Origin of the sequence: Paenibacillus aurantiacus, assembly GCF_042431225.1 — a bacterium.
Classification (GTDB): domain Bacteria; phylum Bacillota; class Bacilli; order Paenibacillales; family Paenibacillaceae; genus Paenibacillus_Z; species Paenibacillus_Z aurantiacus.
In genome coordinates, this window is record NZ_JBHMDO010000033.1 from 333,381 (window position 1) to 350,563 (window position 17,183).

The following is a 17,183-nucleotide window of genomic DNA, read 5'->3' on the forward strand; positions in this document are numbered from 1 at the left end:
AAAGCAAGCGTATAATTAAACAGAACGAGTAAGATTGGCAAAACTAGAAAACTACCTACGGGAAATAACAAACTACTCCACCAATCAGGACTAATGCTTGACTGAACGAGTGACACCAACCAATATATCAAAATGAATAACAGGTTAGTTTTTATCAAGGCTTTCATTTCACACACCGCCTTTTAGAGCATATGAGTTATTTCTGCAATGAAATCACATATTCTCTCGGATTCTTAGCACTCTCATTACAGATCATGCATAGCATCCTAAGTTTAGCACAACTTGGGAGGTTTTCGTTCCGAAATCACAACGCAATCTCGTGACCATTTCGATGAAAAAGCGAATCCCGGGCACTCCTCCGAGTAAGAAACTTCCACTGTCAGGAGTGTAACAAAGCATTTTTGACTCATCGCTTTCTAGAAGGAGCCAAATTTAGTCTTATAGGTGCAAAACCAATCAAGAGTGTGGTCATCCGTCACATATTAAAAACATTGTTTGCATGACAAATAGGCAGCAGAGGTCCAGCTGCCCAAAATTGCTATTATCATCAATCGTTCAACCAATTGCTATTGGAATAATAATGGCTTATTTGCCTCAATTCCTTTAATCAGTTTCTCTCCAAATATTGTTATAGTGTTCTTCCAAGGGTGACCGAGTACTCCCCACTTGAAGTCCTTATCTAGAAAAAAATAGTAATCACCGTTTGGAAGAATCGGTATTAACCACTCACCAAATTCAGTTAAGTCAGGCTCTAACCGAGGATCGACCAAATAGCAATCATGTTGCCAATCTAATGCATAAATTTTTTCTCTCTCTAGCGTACAGTTAATAAACAGGCACCTCATTTTTTCGTGTAAATCAAGATAGTACTCCTCAAAATAAGGCTTACCATAAACCTCTGCTATGTCATAGGTTATAAAAGGCACAGGGGAAGCGAACGACCTAACACCATCAGTACGTCCGAAATTGAATTCCCTCTCAAATCTCGACCATACTTTTTGATATTCATCGCCAGATAGCTCAGTCCAGTTTCGTTTCAATTTATACCTCCGTATTTCATTATCCACATTAATTTATGTGTTCAAATGCGAAGTCAACTTTCTTTCAGTTTCTCATTGAAAATCCGATGATAAACCTCATATTTCCCCGGCATCCGTTCACGCAAGCGCATCCAAAACCACGCCTCGTCGAAATCGTCCGGTCTGTTCACGAGTAGATCCGGCAAGTTATGGAACAGGTCGGCCAGCGTGTTGATCTCGGCCCTGTCTTTGCGCGCCTGTACCCAAGAGACAGGGTTCCACCACTTCACGCCATGCGGATAGGAAGCGCTCCTAATATCTAGCAGCACACAATAGAATAAGTACGTATATGCCTTTTCATTTGGGCGATCCATCTCAACCACGCCCCTATGTAAGATGAAAATCTATGAACTGTTCAACGCCCGCTTCCGGTATATGGGCCGTCATGACGTACGGCTGAGCTTGATCCCATCCGTCCACCGGCAACACCTCCACTTCCCGTCCTGTCAACCTTTTATTACGCGCTGCTCGACTTCCGCCGATCTCCCACCCGCCACGAGCAAAGGGATACTCAGTACGAAAGCGCTTGTAGCGAGCCACATCGGCAGCCTCGGATCAAGGGAATACGCCCAGCCCCCGATAATACCCGACGGAGATACGGCAAGAAGCACGAGAACGGACAAGATCGCGAACATCTTCGCTCGTCGCTCGTCATCGATCGAGTTGGCGACAGCCGCCTCCAGATAAGGCGCGGTGATCATGGTCGCTCCGGCAGATAACACCGTGCTTGCGGCGATCCAACCCATTGCGCCCGTCGGCGTCAGCGCGAGCATCCCGTTCGCTACGGCTGACAGGACGAACCCCCACAGCATCGTGCGATTCGCAAGGCGTTCCGAGATTCGTGGCATGACCAGCCACAGCACGAGCAACATCACGACCGAAGAGACAGCCGGCACGATCGAGATCAATCCCTCCGACACGCCGAGGTCGTCTGCCAGATACAAGGAGAGATACGTACCTTTCACCGTCATTTGAAAATTGAACAGGATATAGACGCCGAACATGAGCAGCAAGTGCCGGTCCGCCAGCACGGCTTTCATCGTCGCGGCGTAATCCCGCAAGCTTGCGTTCAGCCCCAGCTCGGCGGCCTCCCGCTTCTTGCGCATCCCCATCTCCGTCTCGCGCGTCGTATAGTGGCGACCGAGGAATTGCGCCGTCATCAAGATGAAGGCAAGCACGTACATAATTCGGACGCCCGTTACCATGCCGTAGCGGTACACCAGCAGCCCGCCTAATGGAGCGAACAGTCCGCCGATGACCCCGATCACCTGCAGCAGCGTAAAGACATACGTCCGCTCCTTCGGCTCCGTGTCCTCGACAAGCAGACAATAGAACGCCGTATGCGGCACGCGCTGAAGTCCATTAATAAGAGCGGCTGCGATGAAAAACCATATGTTCTGCGAAACCGCCCACAAAAGCGTGCCTACGGACCAGCTGATCAGATCGAACGTGAGCAGAGCGGCCTTCCGCCCCATCCGGTCGGTCAAGTAGCCGCTCATAAACGACGAGAACACCTGGACGACTAACGTGAGCGTCGTCACCCATCCGATCTGCGTCTCGGTAAGACCAAGTTCATGCATATAGATGGCCGCATAAGTGGCGAACATGCTATAGGGAATGAGGAACAGCGGCTCGAATGCGAGGCATCCTCTGCTGTTGCCTTTCAATCGCGGGAATACTTGTGCCACAACGGTAATCCTCCTTTAGAATGCGCCGTTCTCATTCGGCGACTCCGCCGGGATGGGCTGTCCCACATCCCACAATTCGGCGATGCGCTCGTTCTCGAATCGGAAAATATGGACGATGGCTCTTCCGATATCTCCTTGCTCCAGTTGGATATGGGAATGAACGGCGACCATGTTTCCCTCTTCGATGGCATGCTTAATCTCGAGGCGTTTGTCGGGATACGCGGCGGCATTCTCGGCCATGGCGAGCATAAGCGATTCGACATCCCCGCGGAAATAAGGATTATGGTGGATGAAAGCCGGGCTTGCGTAATTCCGGTATGCTTCTCGTACCTCCCCCGACACGATCAGTCGTAAGAAGGACACCGCGTTTTCTTTATTTGCCGTCACGATGGAAATTCTCCTCTCTAATTGTCGTTGGATTCACGCCGCGCAACGCAACTCCTGTTCGGCTCCGCAGCTTTAGGTTTGGCCGATTGAAGCCTTATAGTCAGCTGCGTGAAATCCCGGTTTCGCGTGTTTACGCGTTTACGTGTTTAAGTGTTTACGTGTTTATGGAACCGGCCGCTCCTGCTTGCCCCGCCGATAATACAAAGGCACATAGCCGGTAACCTCCTTGAAGACGCGGCCGAAATGCGTCACGCTGCCGAATCCTACCCTCTTGGCGATCGCGCCGACCTTCAGCCCGGTATGCTCCAGCAGCTGCTTGGCTTCCTTCACGCGGACGCTGTTCACATACTCCACGAACGTGAATCCGGTAGCTTCCTTGAAGAACCGGCTCAAGTAATACGAACTGACGTAGAAGTGGTCGGCCACCCGCTGAAGCGATAGCGGCTGCATATAATGGCCGTTGATGTAACGGACGATCTCCGAGATGCGCTCGTGCATCGGACTTACCGATGCCGGCGGCTCCATGCCGCCTTGCGCGAACTGACGGCAGCAGCGAATGAGCAGCTGTTGGGCCAAGGCCGTGGCATATAGCTCGAACCCCGGCTTCTGCTCCTCGATCTCTCTTCGGATTCCGTCCGCCAGCGCGTCGATGAATAGACGTTCATGCAACGTCAGGCGGATGACGATATATTCCCGTTCGACCAGCGGCTGCAGCACGTCGGGAATCGAACCGTCCGTCATCCCCGCGCCGCTCGGGGAGATATTGACGATCAGCCGCTCATGCTCGGGCATGGCCGCGTTCGTCGTCCGATGCAGGACATGGGGGGAGACGATCACGACGTCTCCTTCGCTCATGACGATCGTCCGATCTTTAATGAAAAATTCTCGCTCGCCTGCTATCAAGTAGTAGACTTCGTAAGTCCCGTGAAAATGACTCGCCGGCATATGATGACTTTTCGCCTTCCGATAGGAAACGCCGAACGTCCCCGCGTTATTCTCGTAGTGAAGCGCGCCCATTCTTCGATCGCTCCCCCCTTTCCATCCTTCTTGACCTCATTATATATCCCTTCGCCTTGTTCGCAATATATAAGAAAAAAGCTTCCATATACGCAATTTATGTACATATTCTAGATGCTACGATAAAAGTATCTTAGGAAGGGGGAAGAAATGCCATGCAACCAAAATTATCCGAAACCGATGCTTCAACGCAGCAAAACCGGTCGCCAATCGAGTGGGCAGAGAAGGCTTGCGAGACGCTGATGGCCAAGTTCGAACCGGAGGAGCTTCCGCCGGAGCGATTCCATTATCATCAAGGCGTATTCCTGTCCGGGATGACGAAGTGCTGGCAGCAGACAGGCATCGACCGCTATTACGACTACATGAAACGCTGGGTAGATAGCCACGTGCAGGCGGACGGCATGATTGAGAAGTGCATGACCGACGAAGTAGACGACATCCAGCCGGGGGTGCTGCTGTTCCCGCTCTATGAGCGGACCGGCGACGAACGATACAAGAAGGCTTTGTACCGCCTCGTCCCGCTGCTGAAGGAATGGAAGACCAATCCGTCGGGCGGCTTCTGGCACAAAGAGCATTACCCGAATCAGATGTGGCTTGACGGTCTATACATGGCCGGACCGATCGCCGTACAATTCGGCAAGACGTTCGACGAGCCGGAGTATTTCGACCTGATGACCTATCAGGCGCTGCTAATGGCGAAACATACGAAGGACCCGGTCACCGGACTCCTGTACCATGGGTGGGACGAAACGAAGGAGGCGCAGTGGGCCGACCCGGCAACCGGACTTGCGCCAGAGTTCTGGGGACGCGCGATCGGCTGGTACCCGGTCGCGCTGCTGGAGATGTTCGAGCATCTGCCGGAGGATCATAAGGATAAACAAGCACTCACCGACATTGTCCGAGATCTGTTAATATCACTGGCGAACTACCAGGACGAGGCGACCGGCTTGTGGTACCAGATTGTCGACAAGGGAGACCGGCCGGACAATTGGCTAGAGAATTCCTGCACCTCCTTGTTCGTGCACGCCATCGCTAAAGCCGTCCGCCTTGGCTATCTGGACACCGCCTACATGGCGCATGCCTGGAAGGGCTATCAGGGCGTCCTCGATACGCTGGCGTTCGACGAGCAGGATCGGCTCGTCATCAGCCGGATCTGCATCGGCACCGGCATCGGCGACTACGATCATTATATCGCACGCCCGACGAGCGAGAACGACCTGCACGGCGCGGGCGCCTTCATTCTCATGTGCGCGGAGATGAATCTGGCGAAATCTTGATTCCAATCAGCGCATGCTTGATACGCAACAAGGTATACCGAAGCTTCCTGCTTAGCGGCTGCATTTGACCGGTAACGGCAATGGCGCCACAGGGATAAAACCCTGCGACGCCATTTTCTCACTCTATGGTAGAGTCTTCCTCCGCAAATCCTTCCCGCTCCAGCGCCGCCATCGCCTCCAGCAGCATGATGCCGCTCAGCTGGCCGCTTAGCTGCACGATCGGCTCCGGCTCCTCCATCCAAGATAAGCTGAACAAGCCGGATTCCGAACGCCCGCGCTGCCACAGCGTCTGTGCGTTATGGCGCAGCAGACGAACCCAAGGCTCCGCAAGCGCTGGTTGGATGCGAATGAGGTTAACGAGGTAGCGGACGAGAATGCCTTTGAACAAGCCGCAGTCGTCGTTGCCTTCCCGGGGCAGCATTCCGGTCTGCGGATCGACCAATTCGGCGACCGCGGCATGCGCGGTACGCTGCGCGTCCGCAAGATAACCGGCCTCGCCCGTGCAGCGGTATAGCTCGATGCCTGCGCCTAGGAATAAGCCTTGACAATACGTGTATTTCCAATCGTAATCGATCTTCCCGTCGCCCAGCCGGTTCATGCCGTCCCAGACGAAGCCGGTGTTCGGACAGACCAGCCGCTCCTGGTTGAACCGGTAGATGCGAAGCGCCCATTCGAGATCCTCCGCGCGGCCGTCCAGCTGGTACAGGCGTGAAGCGAGAATCGAAGCCGGCGCGTTCGCCGGGGTGTTTTTATAGTCGAGCTGATCCTTCTTCCACGCCATGCCGCCGCCCATGTGGTCGTTCCACGCGGTCTTGATATCGTCCCACAGTTGAAGCGCCCCTTGCTTATACACGGCTTGCCCCGTCGACTCATACGCCCGAAGCAAGGCGAGCGCCATCCACTCCATATCGTCGTAATAATTATGGAGCAGCGTGCCGCCGTTCCACCGAATCGTGTTGCGCAGCACCCGCTCCAGGAAGGCGTCCCGCTCCGAATTCCCGTCGCGCTCCAGCTCGTCGACGAGCACGTCGATCACGTGGGCATGCCACCAATAGATCCAATGTTCGTTGCAGGCGCCGTCGCACGGTACGGCCTGGTCCATGACGCCGCGCTCCTCATTCCAGAAGAGTCGCCGGAAATCCGCTTGCGCCTGCTCCGCCCGGCTTGCCCACGTTCCGCTAATCCCGGATGATCCTTGCGCGACCAAGTTTGCCCGCGACTCGCTCATCCCGGTCGCACCTCGCTCGGCGCTGCGACGAGCATACCGCTTCGCTCCAGCAGCGCAAGCTGTTCCAGCAGCATGATGCCGCTCAGCTGCGTGCTCAGGGTCACGCGATCGCCGGGCTTGCCGTTCCAGCTGGTGCCGAACACATCCCGCTCCGGATCGCGGCCCTCCTGCCACAGCGTGTCCGCCTGATGCGCGAGCAGCTGCACGGTTCGCGCATCCGCAGGAAAGGCGGCAAGCAGCTCGCCCAGGTACCGGACAAGAATTCCTTTGAACAAGCCGCCATCGCCATCCCCTTCATCCGGCAGCAGCCCCGTCTCGGGACTGACGAGCTCGGCGCGCACGGCTTCGGCCGTCCGAACAGCATCCGACAGATACGCTTCATTGCCCGTGCACCGGTACAGCTCGACGCCCGCACCGACGTACACGCCTTGGCAGTATGTGAACTTCCAATCCTTATCGATGCCCCCGTCGCCGGTACGATTCATGCCGTCCCAGACGAATCCGGTCGCCGGATCGACAAGATTGGTTCTCAGCCAAGCATAGATGCGAAGCGCCCATTGCAAATCTTCGTCCCGGCCGAATTCCCGGTACAGCCGCGCGGCCAGAATGACGGCAGGCGCGTTCGCCGGCGTATTCTTATAGTCCAGCTGCGACTTCTGCCAGGCGATGCCCCCGCCCATATGGTCGTTCCAGCCGGTCTGGATATCTTCCCATAGCTCGAGCGCGGCGTCCTTGTATCGGCTCTCGCCTGTCGCTTGATATGCGCGCAGCCACGCGATCGCCATCCATTCCATGTCGTCGTACAGCTCGTTCGGGAACGCCCCGCCATTGCGTGCGAGCAGGCCGTCGTAAATCGCAGCCAACCGCTCCTGATAAGTCGCGTCGCCCGTCCTTTCCAAGCCGTCGACTAGCGCATCGACCGCATGGGCCATCCACCAGTAATGAAAAATCGTGTTGCACGCGCCGTCTTCGCACGGAATTTCGATATCGTACAGCCGAATGGCCGGATTCCAATACAACTGCTCCAGCGCTTGCTGCGCCGCTTCGGCGCGGGATGCCCACATCATGCCCATATGCTTCACTCTCCGTATCCTATTATCTCTCGTCCATGGAACCGTTCTTCTCGAGCTTCGCCAGCTGCTCCAGCAGCATCATGCCGCTTAGCTGGGTGCTCAGCTGCACAACCGCATCCGGCGTCTGCGCCCACGAATTGCTGAACGAGGCGCTCTCGCTCGCCTTGCCATATTCCCACAGGCTGTCTCCGTTCGTCTTCAGCAGCTCGATAAGCTCCCCTTGATCAGGATCGGCTTCGATCAGCCCGCCGAGATAGCGCACGAGCACGCCTTTGAATAATCCGCCGTCGCCGTCACCTTCGGAAGGCAGCATGCCGGTCGCGGGCGACAAGAAATCCGCCTTCAGATTACCGGCCGTTCTACGGGCATCGTCCAGATAACGCGACTTGTTCGTTGCATGATACAACTCCACGCCCGCGCCGATATACACGCCCTGCCCGTAGGTGAATTTCCAATCCTTGTCGACGGCACCGTCACCCATTCTGTTGATCCCATCCCACACGAGACCCGTATTGGGATCCACGAGCGTCTTCGTCTGCCACTCATAAATCTTCTTTGCCCATGCCAAATCCTCGTCGCTGCCGAACTGACGGTACAGTCGCGCGGCTAGGATTACGGCTGGCGCATTCGCCGGCGTATTCTTATAATCCAGCTGTTCCTTGCGCCATGCGATGCCGCCGCCCATCTGCTCGTTCCATCCAGCCTTGATGTCGGCCCACAGATCGAGCGCAGCCTGTTTATAGCGCTCTTCCTTCGTGGCGTCGTACGCCCGAAGCCACGCGAGCGCCATCCACTCCATGTCGTCGTAATAATCGTTGATCATGACGCCTGCGTTGCGGTCAAGTATACCTTGGTACAGCTTCGCCAGCCGTTCCGTATACCCCGCGTCCCCGGTGCGTTCATAGCCATCCACCAGCACATCAACGGCATGCGCCAGCCACCAGTAGTTAAACGGATCGGTGCACAGCTGGGCGATGCACGGCGCCGCATTGTTGAACAGCCCCCGCTCCTCCTCCCAGAAGGACTTGGCAAGCTCCGCCTGCGCTTCGTCGGCCCGCTCCTGCCATACGGTAGGCGCAGGAGCGAATGCCTCCTTCACCCGATCCGCTTGCCAGACAGCGAGGACGATGCCGACGACCAAGACTGCCGCCGCAGCCATGCCGATCGCGCGATTTCGCTTCAATACCTTCACCACGCCTTCGGATGGTATCGGGCGACGACAGGCAGGTTCTTGCCGCATGACGTCACCCGCGTTACATGTTACAAGCCGTACATTCTATCGAGATTCAAATAATTGCCGTTCCCCTTGCTGCTGTCATAACCGACGATGATCGTGTTCTGACCAGCATTCAAGTTAACATTCAGCGTTACCGTGCCCCATGTCCCCCAGCTGCCCGTGCCGGGGAAGTTCAGGTTCGCGGCCACGACGGTCCCGTTCACGGACACGTACCGGCTCGCGTTGCCCGCGCCGCCCGCATAGCGCAGCGTAATGGTCCGCGTGCCGGCCGCGTTCTGATTGACGTAGAACGTCACGTTGGTCCCGGTCGCATTCCAGCCTGCAAGGTAACCTCGTCCCGAGTAACCGGCTTGCGACGACTCGGTACTGATGCCGCTAATCCGCGCATTCTCCGCTTCATAATTGCCGTTGCCCGCAATGTAGCCCGTGTAATTATCCGCAGGCGCAAGCTGCAGAATCGAAGCCCCCGCCGCTGCCGTGAGACTCTGCACGTAGCCCGAGCCCGTCGGCGCCGACCAGTCGCTGCCGATTACATTGTCCGACGTACGGCGATGATTGAACGCTTGCGTCGCGTTCTGCTGGAGGAAGTTCAAGTACGCGGCATTGCCCGTCGCGATCCGCAGCTTGTTGAGGTTGCGGGCGAAAATCATTTTGAACCCGGCGCCGTCATTCTCCCCTTCGTACATGAGCGTATTGGACAACGTGAGGTTGTTAATCACGTAATTCGCCGCGTTATTCGCGTCCGTCAAGTAGGTGCTGTTGCCCGTGGCTTGATAGAGCGCCAGCGCCGCCCCGAGGAACGTGCCGTAGTTATACGAGAACTCCCAGCCGACGACCGTACCGTTACCCGAGCCTTCGACATGGTCGCCCAGCTTGCTGCCGGAGAGCAGCCGCGATTTGATCCAGCTATATAGCCCTTCCGCCTTGGTTAGATAAGCATTGTTGCCGGTCGCGTTCTTTAGCTTGATTGCGGTCATAATCATCGGCGCGTTAGTCGCGATGTTCTTCTGCGGCGACGTGCCGTCACGCTTCCACCAGATGCCGCCGCCGTACGTGCTGTCTTGGAACGCATAGATCTGATCGAACAGGAAGGACGCCCGATTGCGGTACTCCGCCGTCCCTGTCAGCTCGTAAGCCCGCATGCACGCCAGCGCCCACCAGCCCAGATCATCGTTGAAGTCGTTATCCATCATGTTCGTGTATTTCGTATTGAAGCCGGTATAAATATCGTCGATCATCGTCCGGTACGTCTGGCTGCCGGTCCGATCATAGGCATCCATCACCGTCTCCCACAGCTGCGCCTCCCACCAGAAATCCGTATACAGGCCGCCGTTCGGACCGTGGGCATGCTCCGTGTGGACTTGATGGTCGCTGTTCGTGTAAAAATACTTCGCCGACGCGTCATAGAACGTATTGATCAATCCGTTCATGGCCGAATCCGCCTGCGCGGCGGTGAATGCCGACGCCTGCTGCGGCACGCCGATACCTGCGCCCAGCAGCGCCGCCGCTAGGGTCACGCCGATCATCCGTTTGCCTGCGGTCTGGAGAGAATGCTTCGTCTTCACTAATCGCTCGCCCTCTTCCCGTATCGAGATTTGCTTGCCGAAAGTCCGACTGCTTGCGCGAAAACGGCGTTCCCGCTTGCGGGGGCCGTTGTCGCCCGATGCGTGTCACCACCTCCTCTCGAGGAGCATGCGAAAAGCGCGGGACGAGCGTCAGCCCTTCGTACCGGTGAAGGCGATGCCCTGCACGAAATACTTCTGCAGCAGCAGGAACAAGATGAGGATCGGCAGAATCGCGATGAGCGCTCCCGCCATCATTGGTCCGTAGTCCGTCTGGTAGTTGTACGAGAACGCCTGCAAGCCCATCTGAATGGTCGCTTTGTCCGGATCGTTCAGGATGATCATCGGCCAGAGGAAGCTGTTCCAACCGGCCTGGAAGGTGAAGATGCTGAGCGTCGCAAGCGCCGGCTTCGTCAGGGGCAGATAGATGTTCCAGAAGATGCGGAATTCCGGACATCCCTCGATCCGCGCCATCTCCATCATGTCGGAGGGCAGCGTCAGGAAGAACTGGCGCATGAAGAACACCGCGAACGAACCGGATGCGCCGGGTAGAATAATGCCCCAGAACGAGTTCAGAAAGCCGTTGCCGCCGTCGCCCATCAGGTCGTTGCCCCCGATTAACGGGAAATGCTTCAGGACGTAGAAGCTCGGGATCATCGTGACGATGCCGGGAATCATCATCGCCGCGAGCAGAACGCGGAACAGCGGTTTATTGAGCTTGAAATCCAGCTTCGCGAATGCATAGCCGCTGATCGAGCCGAAGAACAGATTGCATAGCACGCCCGCCGCCGCCAGCACGAAAGAGTTGTAGAAATAAAGGCCGAACGGCACCGTTGTGAACGCCGCCTTATAGTGCTCGAACGTGATGCGGGACGGCAGCCAGCTGATCGGAACGGAGAAGATCTCCTCGCTCGGTTTGAAGGAGGTGATCAAACTCCAGAAGAAAGGCAGAAACATGCAGATCGCGATAACGATCGCGACGATATAGAACACCGCAGCGGCAAGCGTCCTCCTCACCGTGACGGAGGCCGGCCTGGTTCTGCTCGCAGCTGATGTGGATATGATTGGCTGAGCCATGTCCATTCCCCCTTACACGATAGGCTCTTCGGATTTGGAGATGCGCATATTGATAAGCGAGAAGATGAGAATCGCCAGCGCCAATACGAACGCCTGCGCGGAAGCGTAGCCCATCTGCAGTTGATTGAAGCCCTGCTGATAGATCAGGTATACCGGCGTCTTCGTCACGTTGCCCGGCCCGCCTTGCGTCAGGACGAACGCCTGATCGAACAGCTGAAGCGCCCCGATGATCGACATCGTGCTGACGAGGAACGTCGTCGGGCGAAGCTGCGGCCACGTAATATACCGGAAGCGGTCCAACGCGGTTGCCCCGTCCAGCTTCGCGGATTCGTACAGATAATCCGGCACCCCTTGCAGGCCCGCGATATAGATGACCATATTCGAGCCGACGGATTGCCACAGCGTCACGAGTATGATCGAGAGCATCGCCGTCTCCGTCTGCGCAAGCCACGCCGGACCCGTCACGCCAACGTAACCGAGCAGATTGTTGACGAGGCCGAATTCCGGATGCAGCAGCCAAATCCATACCGTCGCCGCGGCGACCGCGGAGGTCAGCGTCGGCAAATAGTTCATCGTCCGGAACAGCTTCACGCCGAATCGGCGGAAGTTCAGCAGCATGGCGAGTCCGAGCGAGATGAGAATGTTGAGCGGAATGAAGATGACCGCGTAGAGGGCGACGTTCTTGAACGTCGTCCAGAACAGATCGTCCTGCAGCAGCCGCTTGTAATTGTCCAGCTTGACGAAGTCCATTCGGCTAACCACGTCATAATTCGTAAAACTCAAGTAGAGCGCCATCACGACCGGAATGATCGTGAAGGCGACGAAGAGCAGCATGGTCGGCGTAATGAACAGATACGCCGTTCGGGCCTGATGTTTGTTCAATTTGCCCATTGAAGCCATCGGCGCGCCTCCTTCCTTTCTTCAATCGGTTGAAGCAACAGGGACGGACCAAGGTGAACGGCTCGCGGCATGTAGTTGAACATGGGGAGGGAGCTTCCTCCCTCCGCCGCGTTCGAGCATTGCGAGTCCGACCTACCCCGTCCAACTGCCTTGTTGCATTATTGCGCGTCTGCGTTGTCCTTCAGCAGCTGGTCGCCGCGCTGCTGCGACTTGCTCAGCGTATCCTTGATGCTCTGCTTCTTCTGTTGGAACAGCTGCAGATTCGGAATGAGCGCGTCGTTCTCCATGACGGAGTAGCCAGGATGCGCCGGTCGAATCTTCGCGAACTCGAGCGTGTCGAGGAATGGCTTCCAGAACGGATCGTCCTTGAAGAACGGATCTTCGAGCGCCGGCTTGTAGCCCGGAATGTTAAGACTGGTTTTGGCCCACAGCAGCGCGTTGTCCTTGTTCGCCGTCCACCACTTGATGAACTCCCACGCTTCCTGATGATGCTTGCCGCCCTCCGGAATGACGAGGCCGAAGCCGCCCATGACGCTGCCTTTGTCGCCATTCGGTCCAACCGGAGGCGGCACGATGCCGAAGTCGAGATCTTTGCCGTATTTCTTGTACGTGCTGAGCATCCAAGGGCCGGTGTACTGCATGGCCAGCTTGCCGGTCACGAACGCGTCCGTGCCTTCGCCCAAGCCTTGTTCGAACCCGGTTTTGTACACTTTATCTTCATTCAGCAGGCGATCCCAGAAGGAGAGCACCGACTTGCCCTGCTCATTGTTGAAGTTCGTCTTCGTGTTGTCCTCGTTCATCATGGAGCCGCCTGCCTGCTGCAGGTACATATTGAACAAACCCGGATCGCCGAGCGAGAAGCCCGCCACCTCGAGCTTGCTGCCGTTCCACTTCGTCGTCTTGATCGCCGCCTGCTCCAATTCGTCCCATGTCGTGGGCGGCTCTACGCCGGCGTCGGCAAGAATCTTCTTGTTATAGAACAAGGCGCGCGCGTCGACGGTCAGCGGAAGTCCGTACAGCTTGTCGCCGTAGGTCAACTCCTTGAGCGCCTCGCTGTAGAAGTCGTCCCGGCTCAAGCTATCGGCCGCCAGCATCTCATCGATCGGATGAAGGACGTTCTTCGGTGCGTAGAGCGAGGTGCGCCATCTGTCCCAGAACAGAATGTCCGGCGCGCCCCCAGACGTGGAAGCCGTCAGGAACTTCGTGATCATATCCTGCTGCAGCACGTATTTGACGCGAATTTTGTCCTGGGATTTGTTGAAGGCGTCGACCATCGTCTCGAATTGCTTCTGTCCTTCGCCGCCCCAATCGCCCCAGAAGGTCAGCTCCACCGGTTTGCCCGAGCTTGAATTGCTGCCTGCGTCTCCTTTGTCAGATACCTCGCTGTTATTCCCCTTCTCGCCCGAATTGCCATTGCTGCTGCAGCCTGTCGCCGCGCCGAGCAAGACCGCGCTCATTGTCATGACCGTCATCCATTTTTTCACGTTTCATGCCTCCCTTATATAGTTCGCCTCTATCGGATTCGAAAGAACAAGTTCATATGAAACCGTTTTACTTTGTGCGTACGGCAATCCCGCAATAATCGAGCAGCAGCTCCCCGAACATCATGTTCGCCCAAGAGAACCACGGCCGGGTAAATTGATGCGGGTCGTCGGCATGGAAGCCCTCGTGCATAAGCCCCGTACCCGCGGTCGTCGCCGCCAGCACTTCCAGCATTTGCGCTTGCTCCTGCTTGTCGGACGCTGTTAACCCCTGCATGGCGAGCGCAATGTGCCAAATATACCGATCGGGCGTATGCGGACTGCCGATCCCCGATGCCGCTTTGCCTTCGTAGAAGGTTGGATTGTCCCCGCTTAAGAGGAAGCGCCTCGTATTCTGGTAGATCGGATCGTCCTTGCCGGCATAGCCGAGATAAGGTATAGCCAGCAGGCTCGGAACATTGGCGTCATCCATCAGGTTGTAATTGCCCAAGCCATCCGTCTCGTAGGCGTACATCCGGCCGTACGCCGGATGATCGACGATGCCGTGCGTCTGAATGCCGCGATCGATCTCCGCGCTTAGTTTCGCCGCTTGTTCGGCAAGGCTGCGATCGCTAAGCACGACCGTCGCGATCTCCTCCACATAGCGGAGGACAACGACCGCGAACATATTGGACGGAATGAGATAGCCGTACGTACAGGCGTCGTCGCTCGGCCGGAAGCCGCTCCACGTCATGCCCGTGTACCCCGTAACCGAGCCCTTGCCGTCTCGTGGCAGCGTATCCGTCGGCGGGCAATCGAGCCGCTGGAACCGGTACGCCGACGCCGTCTCATGGTGCTGCTCCGTCTTCCACAGGTCGATGATCGCCGACGCCGCTTGGCGGAAGGTCTGGTCCAGATGCGAGGTGCGGCCCGTATTCTTCCAGAGCAGATAGCTCAACTGCAGCGGGTAGCACAGCGAATCGATCTCATATTTGCGTTCCCACAGCCACGGAGTCATCTCGGTCAAATCCTGCTGATGACCGCTTGCGCTCGGCGACGAGTTAAAGGCGTTGGCGTACGGATCGAGCAGCACGCAGGCGAGCTGCCTGCGGACCAACCCTTCGATCATATCCGCCAGCTCCGCGTCTTCTGCCGCCAGCACCAAATACGGTCGAACCTGCGCCGCCGAATCGCGCAGCCACATAGCTGGTATATCACCTGTTATAACAAATGTCGTGCCATCTGGCATACGCTTGATTGTCGTATGCAGCGTATTGCTGAAGCCGTTCTCGAATATTGCCGCGAGATGCTGCTGTTCCGGTTCCAGTATGGACTTGATGCGTTCGAGTAATCGCATGATGGATACCGGGTTTTGCGTTGATTGCGCCACGTCTTTCCGCCCTCCCTGTTCACTATTCGCGTGTAGTAAACCGCTTACATTTCATAAAGTTATTATATTGGCATGCATATGGTATGTCAATATGGATTTTCGGAAATAATATATTGTTTGTTATATCAATCAAGTGTCGGAATGTCATACGCTATTGTCGAGCGTCCAATCGAATCCTATTCTCGTCGTATTTAGACAAACAATAGAGCAATAAAAAAAGCCCCATGGCGGGGGCTTTCTAAATAAAGCGGCGTTCATGAGCTAAACGGGCTACGTGGGCTACATGGGCTACTTTTAGCTACATTAGCTACACGGATAAACCGGCAAAGTGGCCTATATGAACTGCACAGCGTATACGGGTTACACGGACTCCACGGAGTTGGCCGGGCCCGTGGAGTCGCTGACGATCAGCGAGGCGTCGAGCAGGATTTTGCTTGGGACCGATTGGCCTTCGCGCAGCTTCAAGACGTTCTCGAAGGCAAGCCTGCCCATCTCCGTCTGGTCTTGGCGCAGATGAGTGAACGGGAACTTGCCGTTCACCTCCGGACAGTCGAAGCAGACGATCGACAGGTCATCCGGCACGGAGCGTCCCAACCGCTGCACGGCCTGGACGGCCAGCTGCGCAATATTGTATTCGGTGGCGAATAGCGCCGTAATATGCGGATGCCGCTCCAGATGCGCCATGACCCGCCGAATGTCCTGCTCGCGGTTCTCTTCCGTATTCGCCTTGGGCAGCGTTGACATCAGCTCCAGCCACAGCTCGCGGTCGACGACGATCCCCTTCTCCGCATGAGCTTGGATGAAGCCTTCGATCCGCTCCTCGATCGCCGTCGTATCGACGGGCGGCGGCGTAAGGAACGCGATCGACTTATGCCCGAGCTCGAACAGATGATTCGCGCCTTCCTTCGCCGCGCCGGCGTTGTCGGTGGCGATCGAACCAGCTGAGATGCCCTTCAAGTGGCGGTCCACCAGGACGAACGGGAATTGATTGATGACCAGCTTCAGAATTTCCGCATTGAAATATTCGCCCTGCGCCGGGAAAATAATCAGCCCGTCCACCCCAAGCTCCAGCAATCCCTTGATCGCTTCTTCCTCATACGCCGGAATGCCGAACGTGCGGCGTAGCACGAGGTAGCAATTATGCTGGCGCGACGCCTCCTCCATACCATAGATCAAGCCAGTGCCGTAACTATCGGCGAAGTCCGTGATGACCAATCCGATCAGCAATCGGCCGTCTGCCTTGCGCGCTTGATGCGCGGCCCCGCCGCCGCCTGATGGTTTCGATCCTCCCGCCGGCTGTTCGGCGACGAAGGACCCGCGCCCTGGCTGTCGCACGATATAACCTTCGCTCGCCATCAGTTCCAGCGCCTTCTTGCTCGTGATTCGGCTGACATTATACATATCGCCAAGTTCCTTCTCGGAAGGAACACGATCTCCCGGCTCATACTTCCGCTCCAGAATTTCGTCTCGCAGCGCTTCGAAAATTTTCTCGTACATCGGCTTTGATGTTTCGTTCGACATGTTCGTCCCTCCGCTTCCCAACTACCGGATGTCGCAATTTTATACAATAATATATCATGATATATTCGTTTTGCCAAGTTGAGCTGACATATCAGGTGTACAACTAACATCCAAACTGTTCCGTGAAAATAAAGTTCTAGACTGAAAATCTTGATCAGACGTGTTTGAGGAGATTTAAAATCGTCAGACTTCGAAAATTAAGTAGTAGACTGACTATAAAAATGAAACAGCGGCGGACCAAGACGTGAAAAATAAAGTCTTAGACTGCCGCCTTCTGAGTTCAATTA

The 17,183-nt window shown here is 56.2% G+C and carries 15 protein-coding genes; 1 reads left to right on the forward strand and 14 read right to left on the reverse strand.

Going from position 1 to position 17,183, the window contains the following annotated elements; genetic code table 11:
• Positions 1-566: 566 nt before the first annotated feature.
• From ACFFSY_RS20430 to ACFFSY_RS20450, 5 genes are all read right to left on the reverse strand, one after another.
• The gene (locus tag ACFFSY_RS20430; protein ID WP_377497468.1) at positions 567-1,040 is read right to left on the reverse strand and encodes a DUF2716 domain-containing protein; all 474 of its coding nucleotides are present in this window, start codon (positions 1,038-1,040) and stop codon (positions 567-569) included.
• A 53-nt stretch (positions 1,041-1,093) separates the two neighbouring features.
• Positions 1,094-1,393 (reverse strand): hypothetical protein, encoded by a 300-nt coding sequence (locus tag ACFFSY_RS20435; RefSeq protein WP_377497470.1) that lies wholly within the window; start codon positions 1,391-1,393, stop codon positions 1,094-1,096.
• A gap of 132 nt (positions 1,394-1,525) precedes the next feature.
• Positions 1,526-2,767 carry an MFS transporter gene (locus ACFFSY_RS20440; RefSeq protein WP_377497472.1) on the reverse strand — a complete coding sequence of 414 codons (1,242 nt, stop codon included), beginning with the start codon at positions 2,765-2,767 and terminating at the stop codon, positions 1,526-1,528.
• Between the two features lie 15 nt (positions 2,768-2,782).
• The gene (locus ACFFSY_RS20445; RefSeq protein WP_377497855.1) at positions 2,783-3,157 is read right to left on the reverse strand and encodes a nuclear transport factor 2 family protein; all 375 of its coding nucleotides are present in this window, start codon (positions 3,155-3,157) and stop codon (positions 2,783-2,785) included.
• Between the two features lie 159 nt (positions 3,158-3,316).
• The gene (locus ACFFSY_RS20450; RefSeq protein ID WP_377497474.1) at positions 3,317-4,171 is read right to left on the reverse strand and encodes a helix-turn-helix transcriptional regulator; all 855 of its coding nucleotides are present in this window, start codon (positions 4,169-4,171) and stop codon (positions 3,317-3,319) included.
• A gap of 155 nt (positions 4,172-4,326) precedes the next feature.
• Here ACFFSY_RS20450 and ACFFSY_RS20455 point away from each other — a divergent pair, with 155 nt between their 5' ends.
• A complete protein-coding gene (locus ACFFSY_RS20455; RefSeq protein ID WP_377497476.1) occupies positions 4,327-5,448 on the forward strand; it encodes a glycoside hydrolase family 88/105 protein in 1,122 nt (373 codons plus the stop codon).
• Positions 5,449-5,566: 118 nt separating this feature from the next.
• Here the strand turns inward: ACFFSY_RS20455 and ACFFSY_RS20460 are convergent, their stop codons facing one another.
• The 9 genes from ACFFSY_RS20460 to ACFFSY_RS20500 form a co-directional block, all read right to left on the reverse strand.
• Positions 5,567-6,676 carry a glycoside hydrolase family 76 protein gene (locus ACFFSY_RS20460; RefSeq protein WP_377497478.1) on the reverse strand — a complete coding sequence of 370 codons (1,110 nt, stop codon included), beginning with the start codon at positions 6,674-6,676 and terminating at the stop codon, positions 5,567-5,569.
• Positions 6,673-7,743, reverse strand: coding sequence for a glycoside hydrolase family 76 protein (locus ACFFSY_RS20465; RefSeq protein ID WP_377497857.1), 1,071 nt, complete (start codon positions 7,741-7,743; stop codon positions 6,673-6,675). The genes ACFFSY_RS20460 and ACFFSY_RS20465 overlap by 4 nt, the downstream gene beginning before the upstream one ends.
• 28 nt (positions 7,744-7,771) lie before the next feature.
• Positions 7,772-8,932 (reverse strand): glycoside hydrolase family 76 protein, encoded by a 1,161-nt coding sequence (locus tag ACFFSY_RS20470; RefSeq protein WP_377497480.1) that lies wholly within the window; start codon positions 8,930-8,932, stop codon positions 7,772-7,774.
• Positions 8,933-9,009: 77 nt separating this feature from the next.
• Positions 9,010-10,551, reverse strand: coding sequence for a glycoside hydrolase family 76 protein (locus tag ACFFSY_RS20475; protein ID WP_377497482.1), 1,542 nt, complete (start codon positions 10,549-10,551; stop codon positions 9,010-9,012).
• Positions 10,552-10,701: 150 nt separating this feature from the next.
• On the reverse strand, positions 10,702-11,625 hold the full coding sequence (locus ACFFSY_RS20480) for a carbohydrate ABC transporter permease (RefSeq protein WP_377497484.1): 924 nt from the start codon (positions 11,623-11,625) through the stop codon (positions 10,702-10,704).
• A gap of 12 nt (positions 11,626-11,637) precedes the next feature.
• On the reverse strand, positions 11,638-12,525 hold the full coding sequence (locus ACFFSY_RS20485) for a carbohydrate ABC transporter permease (protein ID WP_377497486.1): 888 nt from the start codon (positions 12,523-12,525) through the stop codon (positions 11,638-11,640).
• 158 nt (positions 12,526-12,683) lie between these two features.
• The gene (locus tag ACFFSY_RS20490) at positions 12,684-14,009 is read right to left on the reverse strand and encodes an ABC transporter substrate-binding protein (protein WP_377497488.1); all 1,326 of its coding nucleotides are present in this window, start codon (positions 14,007-14,009) and stop codon (positions 12,684-12,686) included.
• A gap of 67 nt (positions 14,010-14,076) precedes the next feature.
• The gene (locus ACFFSY_RS20495; protein ID WP_377497859.1) at positions 14,077-15,342 is read right to left on the reverse strand and encodes a glycoside hydrolase family 125 protein; all 1,266 of its coding nucleotides are present in this window, start codon (positions 15,340-15,342) and stop codon (positions 14,077-14,079) included.
• A 393-nt stretch (positions 15,343-15,735) separates the two neighbouring features.
• The gene (locus ACFFSY_RS20500; protein ID WP_377497490.1) at positions 15,736-16,896 is read right to left on the reverse strand and encodes a GntR family transcriptional regulator; all 1,161 of its coding nucleotides are present in this window, start codon (positions 16,894-16,896) and stop codon (positions 15,736-15,738) included.
• Between the last annotated feature and the right edge of the window lie 287 nt (positions 16,897-17,183).